Source organism: Kitasatospora sp. NPDC059646 (assembly GCF_042734615.1).
In the GTDB taxonomy this organism is placed as follows: Bacteria; Actinomycetota; Actinomycetes; order Streptomycetales; family Streptomycetaceae; genus Kitasatospora.
Genome location: NZ_JBHWDS010000073.1, coordinates 1 through 18,580, shown reverse-complemented (window position 1 = coordinate 18,580; position 18,580 = coordinate 1). Strand labels below are relative to the sequence as shown.

Here is an 18,580-nt window from a genome sequence, read left to right as displayed (position 1 = left end):
GCGCAGAGACGGTGGCACCTCACCGATGCAGCCGCCGAGCTACCCCACCGGACCGCCCATCAACACCAAGGCCCCAGACACCGCACCGGCCGGCGCGAGGGGACGCCCTCCGACAATCAACACCCCCCGAGCCCAACCGCCTTGAGGCAACCGGGCCACCCCCGACAGAGCGTCAGTACACTCCCGGCGCGGCCACACTGGCGCGCAGCAACGCCTCGGCGACCCCGATCCGACCGCAGGCCACCCCCGTCGCACAGCACCGGAGCCGGCGGACACACCCACCGCGGCCAGCGGAACGCGAACGATGCTCAGCGCAGAGACGGTGGCACCTCACCGATGCAGCCGCCGAGCTACCCCACCGGACCGCCCATCAACACCAAGGCCCCAGACACCGCACCGGCCGGCGCAAGGGGACGCCCTCCGACAATCAACACCCCCCGAGCCCAACCGCCTTGAGGCAACCGAGCCACCCCCGACAGACGTCAGTACACTCCCGGCGCGGCCACACTGGCGCGCAGCTACGCCTCGGCGACCCCGATCCGACCGCAGGCCACCACCGTCGCACAGCACCAGAGGCGGCGGACCCACCCATCCCGGCCAGCGGAACGCGAACAATGCTCAGCGCAGAGACCCGACCGGTGGCCAATGGCACCTCGCCCACACCAGCCGCCGAGACCCCTACCCGGACCGCGCCTCACACCACCGCGGCCTGCAAGAGGGGACGCCCACTGACAATCAACAGCGCCCGGGCACCGCCCCCTCCAGGCAACCGAGCCATGCCCGATGGGTCGTCAGCACACCCCTCGGCGCGGCCATGCGGGCGTGCAGCGCCACCTCGGCCGAGAATGCTCGGCACAGAAGCCCGACCGGTGGCCAACCGGACCCCGCCGACGACGGCCGCCAAGATCCCACCCCCGGACCGCGTCTCACACCACCCCGGCCACCGCACCGATCTGCGAGACGGAGACGGGACACCCTCCGACGATCAACAGCACCGGGGCACCACCGCCTTCAGGCAACCCGGCCATGCGCCCGACGGGGCGTCAGCGCACCCCCGTACGGCCCAGCGTCACACGGCGCCAGAGGGACGGCGAACCGGCCCATCGCGGCGAGCGGAATGTCGTCGAAGCCCACCACCAAGGTCCGTGGCCAGAGCCTCCGATCCGCAATCACTGGGATGTCGCCCCCGCCCATACACCACCCAGCGGAAGAAGACGGCCCTCCGACGATCAACAGCCCCCGGGCGCCGCCGCCTTGAGGCAACCGGGCCGCGCCCGACGGGGCGTCAGTACACCCCGGGCGCGGACGTGCTGTCGCGCAGGATCACCTCGGCGGAGGCGTGGGAGTTGTCGGCCCGGTCGCGGTCGCCGCCCTCGCGAAGCGCCAGGCGGACGGCGAACTCGCCCATCGCGGCGAGCGGGAGGCGCACCGTGCTCAGTGCGGGGGCCAGGTCGGTGGCGAGGGGGATGTCGTCGAAGCCGGCGACCGAGATCTCGTCGGGAACCGCGATGTCGCGGTCGCGGAGTTCCGCGAGGACGCCGGCGGCGCAGATGTCGGAGAGCGCGATGACGGCGGTGGGCAGCGGCGTTCCACCCTTCCGGGCGACGTCAAGGATGCCGGCCATCGCGGCCCGGCCGCCCTCGCGGGTGAACTCGGTGCGCCTGACCATGCCTTCGGTCGGCGTCAGATCGCTCTCGCTCAGGGCCTCCAGGACGCCGTCGAGGCGGTCCTCGGCGACCCGCATCCGCTCCGGACCGGTGATGACCGCGAAGCGGCGGTGGCCGAGGCCGACCAGTGCGCGGGTGAGCGCGGCGGCGCCCTCCTTGTTGGCCACCTCGACGGTGTCGTACAGCGGGCCGTGGTCGGTGATCGCGGCCACTCGGCCGCCCTGCTCCTGATAGGCCGCCAACGCCTCGTCCAGTTCCTGGATCACCGAGACGTCGTTGTACGCGGAGCCGGCCAGGATGATCGCCCGGACCCGGTGCGCGTGCAGCATCCGGATCGCCTCCAGCTCGCGGCGGGGATCGCCGTCCGTGCTGGTCACCAGCGACAGCAGGCCCGCCCGGGCGGCGGCGTCGCCGACCCCACGGGCGATCCCGCCGAAGTAGGGGTCGGCCACGTCGTGCAGCAGGACGCCGATCGTCGCGCCGGACGAGCGGGCCAGCGCCTGGGCGGGCGCGTTCGGGAGGTAGCCGAGCGCATCGGCGCTCGCCCGGACCTTCGCCGACAGTTCCTCCGTCACCGACCGCGCCGAGCCGTTCAGGGCCCGGGAGGCGGTGGCCAGCGAGACACCAGCGTGCCGCGCCACATCCCCGAGAGTGACAGCCACCCGATACTCCCCGTTTCGCTCTGCCCTGCACGCCGATGATCGAGGGACAGGTTACCGCTCGGGCGGCTCCGGACCGCCGAGGCAACGGCAGTGCCTTGACCGGGGCGGACGGGCGGCTTAGCCTCGGCGCATGGAAAGCGCTTTCCAAGGTCCTTCGACGGCCAGCGCGGAAAGCGCTTTCCACCAGCTCTCGCAGCGGATTCGCTGCACCTGGACCGCCCCCACCCACCGCTCCCGGCGGAGGCCTCGGGCCGGTCGGCCGGGGGAGCTGGCAAGCGCTTTCCCATCCACCTGCATCCCCGCCTCCCGGGCCTCCGCAGGCTCGTGCGGAAAGCGCTTTCCAGCCCTCCCTTCCGCCCGCCCCGCCGCGCTTCCGCTCCGAGCTTCTCCGCCACGGAAAGGACCCCCATGTCCCGCAGGGTCATCGGCATCGTCATGAACGGCGTCACCGGCCGGATGGGCTACCGCCAGCACCTGGTGCGCTCGATCCTGGCCATCCGCGAACAGGGCGGCCTGCCGCTGGGCGACGGCCAGGTGCTGTGGCCCGAGCCGATCCTGGTCGGCCGCAACGCCGCCAAGCTGGAGGACCTGGCGAAGCGTCACGGCCTGACGCACTGGACCACCTCGCTGGACGAGGCGCTGGCGCACCCGCTGGCGGAGATCTACTTCGACGCGCAGGTCACCCAGGCCCGCGAGTCCGCCATCAAGGCGGCGATCGCGGCCGGCAAGCACATCTACACCGAGAAGCCGACCGCCGAATCCCTGGACGCGGCCCTGGAGTTGGCGCGCCTGGCGCGGGAAGCCGGGGTGTGCAACGGCGCGGTGCAGGACAAGCTGTTCCTGCCGGGTCTGCTGAAGCTGAAGCGGCTGGTCGACGGCGGCTTCTTCGGCCGGATCCTGTCGGTGCGCGGCGAGTTCGGCTACTGGGTGTTCGAGGGCGACTGGCAGGACGCGCAGCGTCCGTCGTGGAACTACCGGGCCGAGGACGGCGGCGGCATGATCCTGGACATGTTCCCGCACTGGCGCTACGTGCTGGACGGCATCATCGCCCCGGTCCGCTCGGTGTACGCGCACGCCGCGACGCACATTCCGCAGCGGGTCGACGAGCAGGGCCGCGCCTACCCGGCGACCGCGGACGACGCGGCGTACGGCGTGTTCGAGCTGGAGGGCGGGATCGTCGCCCAGGTCAACTCCTCGTGGGCGGTCCGGGTGGACCGGGACGAGCTGGTCGAGTTCCAGGTCGACGGCACCGAGGGCAGCGCCGTCGCCGGCCTGCGCAACTGCCGGATCCAGCACCGTGGTTCGACGCCGAAGCCGGTGTGGAACCCGGACCTGCCCGCCACCGAGCGGTTCCGTGAGCAGTGGCAGCAGGTGCCGGACAACGCGGAGTTCGACAACGGCTTCAAGGTGCAGTGGGAGCTGTTCCTCAAGCACGTCGTGACGGGCGCCCCGTACCAGTGGGACCTGCTGGAGGGCGCGAAGGGCGTGCAGCTGGCCGAGCTGGGCCTGCGTTCGGCCCGCGAGGGCCGCCGCCTGGACGTCCCGGAGCTCAGCCTCTGACACGCGGCGAACGGGCGCCCCGGAGGGCGCACGGACGGGGCCGCCCAGGTCGATGACGGCGACCGCGCCCGCCCCGACCGCACTCCCCCCCGCCGTGCCCGGCCCCCGCGCCCGCCCCCGCCGTTCGTCCGGCTGCGGGCCCGGGGTGCGCGGGTGCGGCGGGCCGCCCGGTCGCCTCCCCACCTTCTGATCGCTCCGTCCGGTCGCTCCCTCCGATCGCTCCCTCCGATCGTCCAACTCCGAGCGCCTCCCTTCCGGTTGTCCCCCGATCCGTGTGATCGCCCGAACTCCAAGGCCTGACACCATGACTCATCTCGATCTGCCCGGCATCGGCCGGTACCAGTTGCGCGAGCCCGTGGCGCTCGCCGCCCCGTCGGGGCCGGCCTCGTCCCGGGTGGCGTTCGCGGCCGCCCATGTGGTGGCCGACCCGCTGGGTGGGAACGCGCCCGGCGCGCCGGCCGCCGTGGACTGGGAGGGCACGCTCAAGTTCCGCCACAGGCTGTGGGCGTTGGGCCTCGGCGTCGCCGACGCGATGGACACCGCACAGCGCGGCATGGGCCTGGACTGGGCGGCGACCCAGCAGCTGATCGCCCGTTCGGGCGCCGAGGCGAAGGCCGTCGGCGGCCGGCTGGCGTGCGGCGCCGGTACCGACCAACTGACGTCCGTGGACGTCTCGTTGGCGGACGTCTCGGGCGCGTACGAGGAGCAGCTCGCGGTGGTCGAGGCGGCGGGCGCGCAGCCGATCCTGATGGCGAGCCGGGCGCTGGCGGCGTCGGCGCGCGGTCCGGAGGACTACCTGTCGGTGTACGGGAAGCTGGTCGAGCAGGCCGAACGGCCGGTGATCCTGCACTGGTTGGGCGAGATGTTCGACCCTGCGCTGGCCGGTTACTGGGGGTCGGCGGACCTGGACGAGGCCGCGCAGACGGTCCTCGAACTGATCCGCAGCCACCCGGGGCGGATCGACGGCATCAAGGTGTCGCTGCTGGACGCGGGCCGGGAGATCGCTCTGCGGCGTGAACTGCCTTCCGGGGTGCGGATGTACACCGGTGACGACTTCAACTACCCGGAGCTGGTGCGGGGCGACGAGGTCGGGCACAGCGACGCGCTGCTCGGCGTGTTCGACCCGATCGCGGAGGTCGCGGCTGCGGCGCTGCAGGCGCTGGACGCCGGTGACGTGGCGCGCTACGACGCACTGTTCGGGCCGACGGTGCCGCTGGCCCGGCACCTGTTCGCGGCGCCGACGTTCCACTACAAGACCGGCATCGTGTTCCTGGCGTGGCTGTGCGGGCACCAGGAGCACTTCACCATGGTCGCGGGTGCGCAGAGCGGCCGCTCGGTGAGCCACCTGGTGGAGCTGTTCCGGCTGGCCGACGAGGCCGGGGTGTTGGGCGATCCGGAGCTGGCGGCCGGTCGGATGCGGGAGTTCCTGGCGCTGGCGGGGGTGCGGGCGTGAGCGGGGCGGAGCTGACGGTGGCGGGGCCGAGCGTGGCCGAGGGCTGCGAGCGGCTGTCGCTGAACCAGATCACCACCAAGGGCTGGAGCCTGGAGGAGGCGGTGCGCGGCTGCGTGGACGCCGGGATCCCGGCGATCGGCCTGTGGCGCGACAAGGTCGCCGAGGCCGGCCTCGCCCGGGCGGCGCGGCTGTGCCGGGAGGCCGGCCTCGCGGTGAGCAGCCTGTGCCGGGGCGGGTTCCTGACGGCCGGTGACGAGGCGGCCCGCCGGACGGCGTTCGCGGACAACCTGGCGGCGATCGAGGAGGCGGCCGAACTCGGCACCGACACCCTGGTGTTGGTGGTCGGCGGTCTGCCGGCGGGCAGCCGGGACCTGGTCGGCGCGCGCCGCCAGGTGGCCGACATGATCGGTGAACTCGCGCCGCACGCGGGCGACTTCGGGGTCCGGCTGGCGATCGAGCCGCTGCACCCGATGTTCTGCGCGGACCGGGCGGTGGTCTCCACGCTGGGCCAGGCGCTGGATCTGGCGGAGGCCCACCCGGCGGACCAGGTCGGTGTCGTGGTGGACAGCTACCACGTTTGGTGGGACCCGGAGTTGGAGCGGCAGGTGGCGCGCGCGGGTGCGGGCGGCCGGATCGCCTCGTACCAGGTGTGCGACTGGACGCTGCCGCTGCCGGCGGACGCCCTGCTGGGCCGGGGTCATGTGGGTGACGGCCACATCGACTTCGGTTGGCTGACCGATCGGGTCGCGGCCGCCGGCTACGACGGCTGGATCGAGGTGGAGCTGTTCAACGAGACGGTGTGGAACACCCCGGGTGAGCAGACCTTGGCGAAGCTGAAGGAGCGTCACCGCAGATACGTGGTGCGCGGCTGACGTCCGCGTTCCTACGCGCCGTGCGCCGCTGACGTCGCGTGCCTGGGGTGCATCGTGCGCCGCTGACGTCGTCGCGCGGCTGAGGCGCGTCGGGTGCCCGCCGACGACGCCGGCCGAGCCGTCCTGGCGCGGCCGGTGCGCGTCGGGTGGGGTGCGGCCCTCGGGCGGGCCGACCGGTGCCGGTGACCGGTCGGCCCGCCAGCCGTGTCGTGGTGGTGCGGGTGGGTGCGGTCCGGTTGAGTTGAATTGGGTGGCAGCCGGGCCGGTTTCCGGGACCGGGTCGAGAGAGGCGGAGGTGGGCGGATGCGGATCGTCGTGGCGCCGGATTCGTTCAAGGGGACGATCGACGCGGCGGACGCCGCCGAGGCGCTGGCCTCGGGCTGGCGTTCGGTCCGGTCGGCGGACGAGGTGCGGTGCGTGCCGATGGCCGACGGCGGGGAGGGGACGCTGTCGGCGATCGTGTCGGCCCGTCCGGGTGCGCGGCTGGTGGACGTCCCGGACGTGACCGGCCCGGACGGGCGGCCGGTGCCCGGCCGGTTCGCCCTGCTGCCGGACGGTACGGCGGTCGTCGAGCTGGCGGTGGCCAGTGGACTCCCGTTGCTGGGCGGCGAGTTGCGTCCGCTGGCGGCGACCACCCGGGGTACTGGCGAGACGGTTGCGGCCGCGCTGGACGCGGGCGCGTCGCGGCTGCTGATCGGTCTCGGCGGCTCGGCGTCCACCGACGGCGGCTTCGGCCTGCTGTCCGCGCTCGGCGCTCGCCTGCTGGACGAGGCGGGCGACGAGATTGATGATGCGGCGTCAGATCTCGACACTGCGCTGGAGGTTGCGGCCTCTTTCGACCGCTCACGGATGCGCTTCGCGCCGCCCGGCGGGGTGGTGCTGCTCACCGACGTGACCAACCCGCTGCTGGGCGAGCGCGGCGCGGCGGCGGTGTACGGACCGCAGAAGGGCGCGGGCGAGCGGGAACTACCGCTACTGGAACACCGGTTGACGCGGCTGGCGGAGCTGATGGGCGGCGACCCGTCACACCCGGGTGCGGGCGCGGCGGGCGGCACGGGCTACGGGCTGCTGGCCGGCTGGGGCGCGGTGGTCGAGCCGGGCGCGCCGGCGGTCGCCCGACTTCTCGGGCTGCCGGGCCTCTTGGCGTCGGCGGACCTCGTGATCACCGGAGAGGGCCGGTACGACGCGACCAGCCTCCAAGGTAAGGCGGTCGGCGAGGTGGTGCGCCTGGCCGGGGCGGCGGGTGTCCCGGCGGCGGTGGTGGCCGGCGAGTCGGCCGCGCCCGAGGTACTGACCCTGGCCTCGCTGGCCGGCTCCTCGTCGGCCGCCCGGTCCGAACCGGCCCGCTGGCTGCACCGGGCCGGGGCGGCACTCGCGGAGCAGTGGGCGGCCGGGACGACGGCCTGACGGACCACCAGCCGCCGACCACAGGACGGCCGTCCCGCCGTCGACCGGCAGGCAACCGCGCAACCGCACAGCCGGTCTGCCGCGCAGCCGCGCAGCCGGACAGTCGGCAATCGGGCAGGTGAATCCCGGACCGGTAGCGCACCGATATTCCGTTGACCGACCGACGGCGGACCGGGAGGCTGACTCGCCATGTCCGCTCTCCCTGATCACGCCCACCACTCCCCCGACACGGCCGTCCAGGCAGCCGACCCCGCACCGGTCCCCGTCCCCGTCGAACCCCAGGCGGACTGGACGCAGTGGGCGGAGGTCAATCGCGCCAATTGGGACGAGCGGGTGCCGATCCATCTCGGTGGCGCGTTCTACGACGTTCCGGCGTTCGTGGCGGGCGGTGAGGTCCTGCGGGACTTCGAGCTCGTGGAGGTCGGCGACGTCACCGGGAAGCGCTTGCTGCACCTGCAGTGCCACCTCGGCCTGGACACCCTGTCGTGGGCGCGACGCGGCGCGGAGGTGACGGGCCTGGACTTCTCGGAGCCGGCGGTGGCGGAGGCCGCGCAGCTGGCGGAGCGGATCGGGGCGGACACGGCACGGTTCGTGGTCTCGGACGTGTACGGGGCGGCGGACGCGCTCGGCGGCGAGACCTTCGACATCGTGTACACCGGCATGGGCGCGTTGAACTGGTTTCCGGACCTTACGCGTTGGGCCGCCACGGTGGCGTCCCTGGTCCGTCCGGGCGGGTTCGCGTACCTGGCGGAGTTCCACCCGGTGGCGGAGATCGTCGCGGAGGACGGCAGCACCCTGGTCGAGGACTACTTCGACCGCGCGCCGGCCGTCCTCGACACGCCCGGCAGCTACGCCGACCGGGACGCCGGTATGTCGTCCACCCGCACCGTGCAGTGGCGGCACGGGGTGGGCGACGTGGTCAGTGCGCTGGCGGCGGCCGGGCTGCGCCTGGAGTTCCTGCACGAGCACGCCCGCGGCCACTTCTTCCTGCCGCCCGGCCCGCGCGTCCCGCTGGTCTACTCGCTGCGCGCCTCCCGGCCGGCCTGACGCCCGGTCAGCCGGTCTTCGGAGGTCCACCGCATATCGGCCGCGGGTGCCCAGGGTTGACGGCGCGCCAGGGGCGTGGCGGTCGTCCGGCCGACGGCGGCGGGGCGTCTGCGGGGTCGTCCGGGGCCGGTTCCGTGCGCGGCGCCGGTGCCGGGGGCGGTCGCTCGCGCGGTGCGGTCCTCGTCGCTGGGCCGCGCGGCGGCGGGTGGGCGCGGGCCGTCGGGTCCGGGCTCGTCGGGGCGGTGGCGGATCGGCATGGCGACCAGCAGGGCGACGGTCAGCAGGACGTAGGCGCTTCCGCCGAACAGGGTGCCGGGGCTGCGCCCGTCGGGGCGCCAGAGCCACACCATGCCGCTGCTGATGACCAGGTGGAGCAGCCAGCCGGCTGCGAGCAGGTCGCGGCGGCGTTCCCGCAGGGCGGCGTCGGCGAGGACGACCAGGGCGGGCAGCGCCCACACCAGGTGGTGCACCCAGGTGATCGGGCTGACCAGGCAGCAGGCGAGGCCGGTGAGGCTGTACGCGGCGAGGCTGTCGCGGGCCACGGTGGCGCGGTGCAGGCGGTGCGCCCAGATCGCGAGGACGGCCAGCGAGGCGGCCACCCACAGGACGCGGCCCGGGAGTTGGGGGCCGAGGCGGGCGATCAGTCCCTGCAGCGACTGGTTGGACATGTTGGTGAAGCCGCCGACCCGGTCGGTGTCCCAGAGCGTGACGGTCCAGAACTGGCGGGACACCTCGGGGCCGACCAGGAAGCCGATCCCGGTCGCACCGAGCGCGGTGGCGGTGGCGGTGGCGGCGGCCCGCCACTGACGGGCGATCAGCAGGTGGAGGATGAACAGCGCCGGGGTGAGCTTGATCGCGGCGGCCAGTCCGGTGCCGACGCCGGTGAGGAACGTCCATCGGCTGCCCCGGAGTCGGGCGAGCCGGCGGTCGGCCAGGACCAGCGCGACCAGCAGCAGGTTGACCTGGCCGAAGCTGAAGGTGTCACGCACCGGGTTGGTGAGGGCGCACAGGCAGGCGGCCAGCCCGAACGCGTACCAGCGGCACCAGCCGCGCCGCCGGGCGATCGGGTCGACCAGCCAGTACAGCACCAGCGCGGTGGCGACGGCGGACAGCGCGACGCCGACGGCGATCGCCGGGTGCCAGCCGAGCAGGCGCATCGGCAGCATGCAGACCGCGGCGAACGGCGGGTAGGTGAACCCGTAGGCGGTGCCGGGGCGGACGTAGTCGTAGAGCCGTCCGGTGTCGAGCCAGTGGCGCACGGCGCCGTAGTACACGCCGATGTCGAACCAGCCGCGGTGGCCCGGGATGACGGCCAGCACGACGGCGGTGGCGAGGACGGCGGCGGCGAGGGTTGCGGCCCTGGCTGCGGTGCTGCCCCGGGTCAGCACGCCAACTGCCTCTGCCGAAAGGCCGTTCCGCGTTCGGCCGCCAGCACGGCTCCGGCACCGAGCACGAACCCGCCGACGGCGAGCAGCAGTTCCGCCCGGTCCGGGTTGAAGCCGTCCGGCATCACAGTGAACGCGAGGATCGCACAGACCAGTTCGACGCCGCGCCGGACGGCCGGGGTGCGGGCGGAGCAGGCCGCGGGGAGCACCGCCCACAGGGCGTACCAGGGTCGGAAGGCCGGCCCGAGCACGACCAGGGCCGCGAACGCGAGGGCCAGCGCGGTCACCGGATCGCTCCGCCGCCGGACGACTCGCCACGCCAGTACGGCGATCGTGGCCGCCGCGCAGGCCAGGCCGAGCAGTCGGGCGGCGGTGACCGCGCTGTCCGGAGCGGCGCCGGTGAGGTCGGCGGCCAGGCGGCCGACGGTGCTGGTCGGGGACCAACTCGTGCTGGTGGCCGGGGTGGTGAGGGCAGCGATCCAGCCGTAGCCGGTCCCGGCGGCGGAGGTGACGATCAGCAGTGTCGCGCCGGCGGCGGCGATGACGGCCGGCAGCGTCGCGCCGGCGGCGGCCACCGACCGTGCGGCGGTGGGCCGTTGGGCGAGGCGGCCGCGTCGGGCGGCGGTGGCCAGCAGGAGCACTGCGGGCAGGGCGAGCGCGGCCGGGGCCTTCACCAGTGCGGCCAGGGTGACCAGGGCGGCGCCGAGCGCGGCGTGCCGGCGGGCGGCGGCCAGCAGGCCGCCGAGCAGCAGGGCAGCCATCGGCGCGTCGTTGTGGGCGCCGGCGATCAGGTGGAGCGGGACCAGCGGGTTCAGCGCGCCGAGGCGGAGCGCCGCTGCGGGGTCGGTGCCGAGCGTGCGGGCGAGGGCGGGCAGCAGGGCGGCGAGTGCGGCGACGGCGAGGAGGGCGGCCAGGCGCAGCACCAGCGTTCCGGCCCACGGGTGTTCGGCGAGCGGGGCGGCGGCCCGGGCCAGCAGCAGGAAGGCGGGCCCGTAGGGGGCGGGGGTGTGCTGCCAGACCTGCGGGATCTGGGCTGCGGTCCGGCCGCCGAGGTCGGCGGGGCCGTACGTGTAGACGTCCAACCCGTGGGCGAGCATGGCTCCTTGGGCGAGGTAGCTGTAGACGTCGCGGCTGAACACCGGTGGCAGGAGCAGCAGCGGGGCGGCCCACCACGCCAGTGTGGTGGTCAACCAGCTGGTGCCGGGCGGGGGTTGGCCGGGTGCGGGGCGGCCGAGCAGCAGCCAGGCGGCGGTGAGGGCGGCGATGCCCGCGAACACCAGGATGGTGCCGGCGCCGCCGGAGGCGCGCAGGGCGGGGCCGGTGTCGGCGGCGGGTCGAGCGCCTGCGGTGAGGGCGCCGGCGGCGAGGGCGAGCGAGCCCAGGAGTCCGAGCCACCGGTACCGGCTCGGGTAGGCGGTCGCGCCCGTGTTCGGCATGCCGGGAACGCTGGCACGGCGGTGTGGCGGCCGGGCGACGGGCCCGCGTCCGGCGGGTGACCGGGGGGCGTCCGGATCGCGGCGGCCGCCCGTCGCCGTCGAGGTCGGGCGAGGTGCCGGGTCGGTGGCCGTCGGGGGCTGCGAACCGGCGTGCTCCGCTTGCCGAACCGGCCATTCAGCAGGTGCACATCTGGTCTCCGTCGAACGGCCACCTGGGGGCCAGGCGGGTCGGGGAGACATACCCATGCCGCTCGTGACCGGCGCCGCCCGACCGGCGGACCGGGCCGGGCGAACGTGTCGTTGCGTGTCGTCCCGTGCCGTTCGTCGCCACCGTATCGCGTCCCGAGATCCCGGAGAGCCCGCCATGACCACCGCCCCCGCCCGCCCCGTCCGGCCGACCTCGCCCACCGCCTCCGACCGCCCCGTCCGGCCGACCTCGGCCGGGCCCGGCTCGGCGGACCGACAGTCCACGTACCAGCTGGTGTTCGCGCGCACCGAGGAGGAGGTGCGGGCCGCGCAGCGGCTGCGGTACCAGGTGTTCGCGCAGGAGATGGGAGCGGTGCTGGACTCGCCGCTGCCCGGTCTGGACGCGGACCCGTTCGACGAGTTCTGCGACCACCTGCTGGTGCGCGAGCAGCCCAGCGGCGAGGTGGTCGGCACGTACCGGCTGCTGCGCCCGGAACAGGCGCGCCGCGCGGGCCGGTTGTACTCGGACACCGAGTTCGACCTGGGCCGGCTCGGCGGGCTGCGGGACGACCTGGTGGAGGTGGGCCGGTCCTGCATCGCGGAGGCGCACCGGGGCAACGGCGCGGTGATCAACCTGATGTGGGGCGGCATCGCCCGCTACATGACGGCCACCGGCAACGCGTGGCTGGCGGGCTGCTGCTCGGTGCCGCTGGCCGACGGCGGGGCGACCGCGGCCGGGGTGTGGGACGCGGTGTCCGCCAAGTACCTTGCGCCGCAGGAGTTCCGGGTCTCGCCGCTGCGTCCGTGGTCGGCGGACGGGGTGGCCCGGCAGGGGCGGACGCCGATCCCGGCGCTGCTGCGCGGCTACCTGCGCCTGGGGGCGTGGGTGTGCGGGGAGCCCGCGTACGACCCGGACTTCAACGTCGCGGACCTGTACGTGCTGCTGTCGCTGGAACGCACCGACCCGCGCTACCTGCGGCACTTCCTCGCCGCGGCGGCGGACCTGCCGATCTCGGCGATCAACGCCCGTGAGGCCGACCGCAGTTCGGACGGAACGGCGACGGCGGCATGAGCGCCTGGCTGCCGTCCGCCCCGTGCACGCCCGGCGACTGCGTGACGGTCGCCGGGCCGCGGGCGGGCGTGGCGCGCCGGGTGCTCCGGCTGGCCGGGTGCCTGACGGTGCTGCTCGCGGGTGTCGCGGCGGCGCCGGTGGTGCGGGCGCTGGGCCGGCTGCCGGCCGAGCGGCTGGTGCGCTGCTGGGCGCGGCTGCTGCTGGCCTCGCTGGGCGTGCGGGTGCGGCCGATCGCCGTACCGGGCAGGCGGGTCGGCGAGTGCGCCGGTTCGCTGCTGGTGTCGAACCACATCTCGTGGCTGGACGTCCTGCTGATCGCGGCCGTCCGCCCGGGCCGGATGCTGGCCAAGACCGAGGTCGGCCGCTGGCCGGTGCTCGGGCCGCTGACCTCCTGGGGCGGCACCATCTTCATCGACCGGGACCGCCTGCGGGCGCTGCCGGGCACGGTCGAGGAGATCGCGGCGGCGCTGCGCCGGGGCGAGCGGGTGGTGGTGTTCCCGGAGGGTTCGACGTGGTGCGGGCGCGGCGGCGGGCGGTTCCGGCCCGCGCTGTTCGAGGCGGCGGTGCGCGCGGACGTTCCCGTGCAGCCGGTGACCTTGCGCTACCGGACGGGGGCGGGTTTGAGCACCGCGCCGGCGTTCGTCGGTGAGGACGGGCTGCTGCCGTCGCTGTGGCGGGTGGTGTCGGTGCGCGGCCTGGCCGCCGAGGTCGAGTTCCTGCCGCCGCTGCCGCCCACGCTGTTCCCGGGCCGGCGCCAACTGGCCGCCGCGGCCCAGCAGGTGGTGGACCGTCGGCGTCTGCCGGATTCGTCGGCCGGCTGCGCGAGCTGCCCCGGTCCGGCTGCCGGCGGCCATCCGTCCGAGCAGCCGGTGCACGTTCCGGGGCGTCGGGCGGCCGCGGCGCACGCCCCGCGCGAGCGCGCGGGGCTCGTCCACTGACCGGGGCGGCCGGTGCGTGTCGAGTCGCCGTCGCAGGTGGGCGGGTGGGTCCGGCTGCGACGGCGGCGGCGGTGCGACGGTACGCCTCCCGTATGATCGGGCCAGTTCGGAGAAGGCGAGGAGTGCTCGATGCAGGTGGACGAGGAGGCCGTCGGCGCGGTGCTGAACCGGCTTCGCCGGGCACAGGGCCAGCTGACCGGTGTGATCGCGATGATCGAGGCCGGCCGTGACTGCAAGGACGTGGTCACGCAGCTCGCCGCGGTCTCGCGGGCCCTCGACCGGGCCGGTTTCAAGATCCTCGCCAGTGGCATGCGGCAGTGTCTCGCGTCCGGCGAGGAGGGCGCTCCGCCGATGAGCGAGGCGGAACTCGAGAAGCTGTTCCTCACGCTGGCCTGACCCGACGCGCGGACCCGTCGTCCCGGTCCGACCCGCGCGGACCCGTCGTCCCGGCCTGACCCGACGCGCGAACTCGTTGTCCGACCAGACCCGCGCGCCCGTCGTCCCGGTCGGCCCAGGTCGGCGACGACACCGCACCGCGCAGTCCGGGCGCACGCACCGCACCCCGGGCGCGGCCACGTACGCACCCGGGGTGAGCCTCGGCGGGCTGAGCTCAGGCGAGGGTGAGGAAGAGCTTCTCCAGCTCGGCCTCGCTCATCGGCGCTCCGCCCTCTTCGGCCTCGGCCATGCACTGGCGCATCCCGCTGGCCACGATCTTGAAGCCGGCCCGGTCGAGGGCGCGGGAGACCGCGGCGAGCTGGGTGACCACGTCCTTGCAGTCGCGCCCGGCCTCGATCATCGCGATGACTCCGGCCAGTTGGCCCTGGGCTCGGCGCAGTCGGTTCAGTACGGCGCCGACGGCCGCCTCGTCCACCTGCATCGGGTCTCCTCCTCGTCCTGGGCCTTCACCGGCCGGTGCCGGATGGGGCTGGTGATACCCCCGCCGGTATCAACCGGGGCGGTGGGCGGTGCATTCCCGCCCACCGGTCGGGGTCGGGTCGGTCGCGGTCAGACCGCGGCTTCCCAGGCGCCGTAGCCGCCGAGCAGGTCGGAGGTCTGCGGGTGGCCGTGGTGGCGCAGCAGGCTGGCCGCGATGGACGAGCGGTGGCCGCCGGCGCAGTGCACGACGACGGGCCGGTCCTGCGGTATCTCGGCCAGGCGCTGCGGGAGTTCGGCCAGCGGGAGGTGCACGGAGCCGGGGATCAGGCCGCCCTCGCGCTCTCCGGCGCCGCGCACGTCGACGACCAGCGGCGGTTCGTCGCCCGCGAGTTCGGCGCGCAGGTCGGCGACGGTGCGGCGGGCGGCCTGGCGCATCTGCTCGGGCACCGAGCGGAACGTCGTCTCGGGGTCGGCGAGGTGGCCGGCGACGCGGTCGAAGCCGATTCGGGCGAGCCGGGTGACGGTCTCCTGCTCGCGGCCCTCGGGGGCGACCACCAGCAGCGGCCAGTTCGGGTCGAGGACGGTGCCGGACTGCTCGGCGAAGCGGCCGTCGGCGGGGATGTTGATGGCGCCGGCCAGGTGTCCGGCGGCGAACTCCAGCGGGTCGCGGGCGTCGACCACGACGGCGCCCTCGGCGCGGCGGGCGAGGAAGGCCTCGGCGTCCAGCGGGGCGGCGAGGGCCTCGGCGTCGAACAGTTCGCGCTCGCGCCGGTTGAGGTCGGCGTCGTAGCCGAAGTAGCCGGGGGCGGCGGGCTGTCCGGCCGTGACGATGGCCACGAACTCCTCCTCGGTCATCGGCGCGCAGGCGTAGTTGGTGGCGCGCTGCTGGCCGATGGTGGACTGCCGCTCGGTGGACAGGTTCTTGCCGCACGCGGAGCCGGCGCCGTGCGCGGGGTAGACCCGGACCTCGTCGGGCAGGCCCATCAGCTTGTGCTGGACGCTGTCGTACAGCATCCGGCCCAGCTCGTCGGCGGTGACGCCGGCGGAGGCCAGCAGGTCGGGGCGGCCGACGTCGCCGATGAACAGGGCGTCGCCGGTGAGGACGCCGTACGGGACGGCGTCGTCGGCGTTCTCGCGCACCAGGACGCTGATCGACTCGGGGGTGTGGCCGGGCGTCTCCATGATCTCCAGCTCGACCGTGCCGAGGCTGATCCGCTCGCCCTCGGCGAGCTTGCGGATCGGGTACTCGGTCTCGGCGCGCCGGCCGTAGCCGATCCAGGCGCCGGTGCGGGCGGCGAGTTCGAGGTGGCCGGAGAGGAAGTCGGCGTGGAAGTGCGTGTTGATGACGCCTTCGACCGTGAAGCCTCGCGCTTCGGCCTCGGCCAGGTACTCGTCCACGTCCCGGCGCGGGTCGACCACGACGGCGCGGCCGGTGGTCTCGTCCGCGATCAGGTACGAGGCCTGGGAAAGGCAGTCGAGGTAGTACTGGGCGAAGAACACGGGTGTCCTCATCTCTGCGTCGGCCGGTCACGGCTGGAGGGTGGAGGTGCGGGTACGAACCTGGCTGCGGCCACGGACCCGGATGCGGTTGCGGGGATCCGGGCGCGGCCCTTCCCTCGCTCCGCCGATACCCCCATGGGTATTATTGCAGGCAGTTCTCGACCTTAGCGGATCCCGGTCGATACCGGTGGGGGTATATGCTCGATCTCAACGATATACCCCTGCCGGTATCTTCCGGGGCGGTCCGCCGCCGCGAACTGCCGCAGGACCCGCCCGAACCCGTGCGCACCGCCCCGTGCGCACGGCCCGCACGCCTCTCCCCCACCACCGCACAGGAGGACCCCGTGGCCCGGTTCCATCAGCCGCTCGCGCCCGCGCAGATCGACCCCGCCGAGGCGCACCGCCTGGCCGCCGCCGGCGAGGCGCTGCTGCTCGACGTCCGCGAGCCCGCGGAGTACGCCGAGGTGCACGCACCCGACGCGGTCCTGGTCCCGCTCGGCAGCCTGGACGGCTTCGGCGGCGCCGACGGACCGGACGCCGAAGGCCCGCTGGTACTGGCGCTGTGCCGCTCCGGGAACCGCTCCCAGGTCGCCGCCGACCTGCTGAACGCGCGCGGCGTCCGGACGGTCAACGTGACGGGCGGGATGCGCGCCTGGCTGGAGGCGGGGCTGCCCTCGCACCAGGGCGCGTGCCCCTGCGGCACCGCGATATGACCGCCGTCGTCCTCGCCCTGATCGCCGGCGCGGTGGTCGGGCTGGCCCTCGGCGGACTCGGCGGCGGCGGCAGCATGCTGGCCGTCCCCGCACTGATCTACCTGCTGGGCCTCACACCCGGCACCGCCACCACCGCCAGCCTGCTGATCGTCGCCGTGACCTCCCTCACCGGGCTGGTCGCGCACGCCAGGGCCGGCCGGGTCCGCTGGCGCAGCGGGCTGCTGTTCGGCGCCGCCGGACTCCCGTTCGCCGCCCTGGGCGGCGCGCTCTCCCGCCACCTGCCCGGCCCCGCCCTGACGGCCGCGTTCGCGCTGCTCGCCGGACTGGCCGCCTGGCGGATGCTGGCCTCCGCGGGCACGACGCGCCAACGCGGCACCGCCGCTGCGGCCTCGAACCGACCCGCGACCTCGAACCGACCCGCGACCGCGACCGAGCTCGCGGTTCCGGCACCCACCCGGGGCCGGGCGTCCGCGCCGGTGCTCCAGGCCGGGACGGGCGCGGCGCGGGCTGCGGGGTCGCAGCCGTCCGGCCACGACGCGCCGGGGACGGTGCGCCTCGCCGATCCGCAGCCGGAAACCGCTTTCCCGCTGCCCGGCGGGGAGCCCTCGCAGCCCTCCGGGAGCGATCCCGGCGCGCCCGTTCCGGCGTCCGCCCGGCGCTCCGCCCTGGCCGGGGCGGGCCTGGGCGCGGCGACCGGTGTGCTGGGCGTCGGCGGCGGCTTCCTCGCCGTACCCGCACTGGTGTCGTTCCTGGCGTTCCCGATGGCCGAGGCGATCGGCACCAGCCTGCTGGTGATCATTCTCAACTCGCTGTCCGCGCTGGTGCCGCGGCTCGGCGGCGCCGCCGACATCCCGTGGGCCGTGGTCGGCCCGTTCGCCGCCGCCGCGATCCTCGGCGCGTGGGACGGCAAGCGGCTGGCGTCGAAGCTGTCCGGCCGCACCCTCCAGCGGATCTTCGCCGCCGCCCTGCTCGCGGTGGCCGCCCTGATGCTGGTGGACGCCGTGCTCTGACGGCGGCGGCCGAAGCCTCACCCTGCCGTGCGGGCCGTCCCACCCCGCGCGGCCCCTTCGCCTCCACTCCCCTGCCCGGCGGCAACCGCTCGCCGGGTCACTCCTGCCCGAAAGGCCCCCAACCCTATGACCACGCCCCTGACTGTCGACCAGCTCCAGCCCCGGCTTCAGCAGCTGACCGTCATCGACGTGCGGTCGCCCGGCGAGTTCGCCGGCGGCCACATTCCCGGCGCCCACAACGTGCCGCTGGACCAGCTGGCGCAGGCGCTGCCCGCGCTGCGCGCCGCCGCCGCCCGCGGCGAGCTGGCGATCACCTGCGCCTCGGGCGCCCGGGCCTCGAACGCGTGCGAGCAGCTGGCGGCCGCCGGCATCCCGGCGCTGCTGGTCGCCGGCGGCACCGCCGCCTGGTCGGCCGGCGGCAAGCAGCTGAACCGGGTGCCGGGCGAGAAGGTCCGCTGGGCGATGGACCGTCAGGTCCGGATGGTGGCGGGCTCGTTGGTGCTGGCCGGCGTGGTGATCGACCTGGCCGTGCCCGGCGTGCGCTGGGTCTCGGCGGCGGTCGGCGCCGGCCTGCTGTTCTCGGCGGTCACCAACACCTGCGCCATGGGCGCGATGCTGGGCAAGCTGCCGTACAACCGCCCGCGCAACTCCGGCGCCGCGTTCGAGGCGACGCTCGCCGCGCTGCACGGCGGCAAGTGACGGACGAACTCGGCCCTCGGTGCCGCCCGTCCTGGCACGGGCGGGTCCGAGGGGCGGCTACCAGTCGTTTGCACTGCTGTGGGGGGGGGCCGGGCGT

At 74.8% G+C, this 18,580-nt stretch carries 16 protein-coding genes; 11 read left to right on the top strand and 5 right to left on the bottom strand.

The genetic code is table 11. The features are described 5' to 3' along the window. Positions 1–1,285 precede the first annotated feature (1,285 nt). Entirely contained in the window at positions 1,286–2,329 is a 1,044-nt protein-coding gene (locus ACFV1L_RS33535; protein ID WP_380373334.1) for a LacI family DNA-binding transcriptional regulator, read from the bottom strand. Positions 2,330–2,737: 408 nt separating this feature from the next. On the opposite strand from ACFV1L_RS33535, the gene ACFV1L_RS33530 reads away from it, so the two are divergent. The 5 genes from ACFV1L_RS33530 to ACFV1L_RS33510 all read left to right on the top strand — a co-directional run bounded on the left by ACFV1L_RS33530 (position 2,738) and on the right by ACFV1L_RS33510 (position 8,668). After that, positions 2,738–3,889, top strand: coding sequence for a Gfo/Idh/MocA family protein (locus ACFV1L_RS33530; protein ID WP_380373331.1), 1,152 nt, complete (start codon positions 2,738–2,740; stop codon positions 3,887–3,889). Between the two features lie 304 nt (positions 3,890–4,193). Beyond that, on the top strand, positions 4,194–5,342 hold the full coding sequence (locus ACFV1L_RS33525) for a dihydrodipicolinate synthase family protein (RefSeq protein WP_380373328.1): 1,149 nt from the start codon (positions 4,194–4,196) through the stop codon (positions 5,340–5,342). Beyond that, on the top strand, positions 5,339–6,214 hold the full coding sequence (locus ACFV1L_RS33520) for a sugar phosphate isomerase/epimerase family protein (protein WP_380373326.1): 876 nt from the start codon (positions 5,339–5,341) through the stop codon (positions 6,212–6,214). Before ACFV1L_RS33525 ends, ACFV1L_RS33520 begins: the two co-directional genes overlap by 4 nt. 303 nt (positions 6,215–6,517) lie before the next feature. Next, positions 6,518–7,621 carry a glycerate kinase gene (locus ACFV1L_RS33515; RefSeq protein WP_380373323.1) on the top strand — a complete coding sequence of 368 codons (1,104 nt, stop codon included), beginning with the start codon at positions 6,518–6,520 and terminating at the stop codon, positions 7,619–7,621. 189 nt (positions 7,622–7,810) lie between these two features. Continuing rightward, positions 7,811–8,668: a class I SAM-dependent methyltransferase gene (locus ACFV1L_RS33510; protein WP_380373320.1), complete on the top strand. Its 858-nt coding sequence runs from the start codon at positions 7,811–7,813 to the stop codon at positions 8,666–8,668. On the opposite strand, the gene ACFV1L_RS33505 is transcribed toward ACFV1L_RS33510, so the two are convergent. Next, entirely contained in the window at positions 8,638–10,056 is a 1,419-nt protein-coding gene (locus ACFV1L_RS33505; protein ID WP_380373318.1) for a glycosyltransferase 87 family protein, read from the bottom strand. The genes ACFV1L_RS33510 and ACFV1L_RS33505 overlap by 31 nt on opposite strands. Beyond that, a complete protein-coding gene (gene mptB / locus ACFV1L_RS33500) occupies positions 10,050–11,489 on the bottom strand; it encodes a polyprenol phosphomannose-dependent alpha 1,6 mannosyltransferase MptB (protein WP_380373316.1) in 1,440 nt (479 codons plus the stop codon). Before mptB ends, ACFV1L_RS33505 begins: the two co-directional genes overlap by 7 nt. 364 nt (positions 11,490–11,853) lie before the next feature. On the opposite strand from mptB, the gene ACFV1L_RS33495 reads away from it, so the two are divergent. The 3 genes from ACFV1L_RS33495 (at position 11,854) to ACFV1L_RS33485 (ending at position 14,081) form a co-directional block, all read left to right on the top strand. Further along, positions 11,854–12,747 carry a GNAT family N-acetyltransferase gene (locus ACFV1L_RS33495; protein WP_380373314.1) on the top strand — a complete coding sequence of 298 codons (894 nt, stop codon included), beginning with the start codon at positions 11,854–11,856 and terminating at the stop codon, positions 12,745–12,747. Beyond that, complete coding sequence (locus ACFV1L_RS33490) at positions 12,744–13,685, top strand: lysophospholipid acyltransferase family protein (RefSeq protein ID WP_380373311.1); 942 nt, start codon at positions 12,744–12,746, stop codon at positions 13,683–13,685. Before ACFV1L_RS33495 ends, ACFV1L_RS33490 begins: the two co-directional genes overlap by 4 nt. A gap of 129 nt (positions 13,686–13,814) precedes the next feature. Beyond that, on the top strand, positions 13,815–14,081 hold the full coding sequence (locus tag ACFV1L_RS33485; RefSeq protein WP_380373310.1) for a metal-sensitive transcriptional regulator: 267 nt from the start codon (positions 13,815–13,817) through the stop codon (positions 14,079–14,081). Between the two features lie 214 nt (positions 14,082–14,295). Here the strand turns inward: ACFV1L_RS33485 and ACFV1L_RS33480 are convergent, their stop codons facing one another. Then, positions 14,296–14,562, bottom strand: coding sequence for a metal-sensitive transcriptional regulator (locus ACFV1L_RS33480; RefSeq protein WP_043911727.1), 267 nt, complete (start codon positions 14,560–14,562; stop codon positions 14,296–14,298). Between the two features lie 128 nt (positions 14,563–14,690). After that, entirely contained in the window at positions 14,691–16,061 is a 1,371-nt protein-coding gene (locus tag ACFV1L_RS33475; protein WP_380373308.1) for a rhodanese-like domain-containing protein, read from the bottom strand. Between the two features lie 344 nt (positions 16,062–16,405). Here ACFV1L_RS33475 and ACFV1L_RS33470 point away from each other — a divergent pair, with 344 nt between their 5' ends. From ACFV1L_RS33470 to ACFV1L_RS33460, 3 genes are all read left to right on the top strand, one after another. Then, the gene (locus ACFV1L_RS33470) at positions 16,406–16,774 is read left to right on the top strand and encodes a rhodanese-like domain-containing protein (RefSeq protein WP_380373306.1); all 369 of its coding nucleotides are present in this window, start codon (positions 16,406–16,408) and stop codon (positions 16,772–16,774) included. Beyond that, positions 16,771–17,784, top strand: coding sequence for a sulfite exporter TauE/SafE family protein (locus ACFV1L_RS33465; RefSeq protein WP_380373305.1), 1,014 nt, complete (start codon positions 16,771–16,773; stop codon positions 17,782–17,784). The genes ACFV1L_RS33470 and ACFV1L_RS33465 overlap by 4 nt, the downstream gene beginning before the upstream one ends. Positions 17,785–17,910: 126 nt before the next feature. Next, positions 17,911–18,483 carry a rhodanese-like domain-containing protein gene (locus tag ACFV1L_RS33460; protein ID WP_380373302.1) on the top strand — a complete coding sequence of 191 codons (573 nt, stop codon included), beginning with the start codon at positions 17,911–17,913 and terminating at the stop codon, positions 18,481–18,483. Positions 18,484–18,580: the final 97 nt, after the last annotated feature.

What these genes read in the sequence shown, in the direction of transcription:
- ACFV1L_RS33530 (WP_380373331.1), top strand. Translation starts at nt 2,738, where the DNA reads ATGTCCCGCAGGGTCATCGGCATCGTCATGAACGGCGTCACCGGCCGG.
- ACFV1L_RS33525 (WP_380373328.1), top strand. Translation starts at nt 4,194, where the DNA reads ATGACTCATCTCGATCTGCCCGGCATCGGCCGGTACCAGTTGCGCGAG.
- ACFV1L_RS33515 (WP_380373323.1), top strand. Translation starts at nt 6,518, where the DNA reads ATGCGGATCGTCGTGGCGCCGGATTCGTTCAAGGGGACGATCGACGCG.
- ACFV1L_RS33510 (WP_380373320.1), top strand. Translation starts at nt 7,811, where the DNA reads ATGTCCGCTCTCCCTGATCACGCCCACCACTCCCCCGACACGGCCGTC.
- mptB (WP_380373316.1), bottom strand. Translation starts at nt 11,489, where the DNA reads ATGCCGAACACGGGCGCGACCGCCTACCCGAGCCGGTACCGGTGGCTC.
- ACFV1L_RS33495 (WP_380373314.1), top strand. Translation starts at nt 11,854, where the DNA reads ATGACCACCGCCCCCGCCCGCCCCGTCCGGCCGACCTCGCCCACCGCC.
- ACFV1L_RS33490 (WP_380373311.1), top strand. Translation starts at nt 12,744, where the DNA reads ATGAGCGCCTGGCTGCCGTCCGCCCCGTGCACGCCCGGCGACTGCGTG.
- ACFV1L_RS33485 (WP_380373310.1), top strand. Translation starts at nt 13,815, where the DNA reads ATGCAGGTGGACGAGGAGGCCGTCGGCGCGGTGCTGAACCGGCTTCGC.
- ACFV1L_RS33480 (WP_043911727.1), bottom strand. Translation starts at nt 14,562, where the DNA reads ATGCAGGTGGACGAGGCGGCCGTCGGCGCCGTACTGAACCGACTGCGC.
- ACFV1L_RS33465 (WP_380373305.1), top strand. Translation starts at nt 16,771, where the DNA reads ATGACCGCCGTCGTCCTCGCCCTGATCGCCGGCGCGGTGGTCGGGCTG.
- ACFV1L_RS33460 (WP_380373302.1), top strand. Translation starts at nt 17,911, where the DNA reads ATGACCACGCCCCTGACTGTCGACCAGCTCCAGCCCCGGCTTCAGCAG.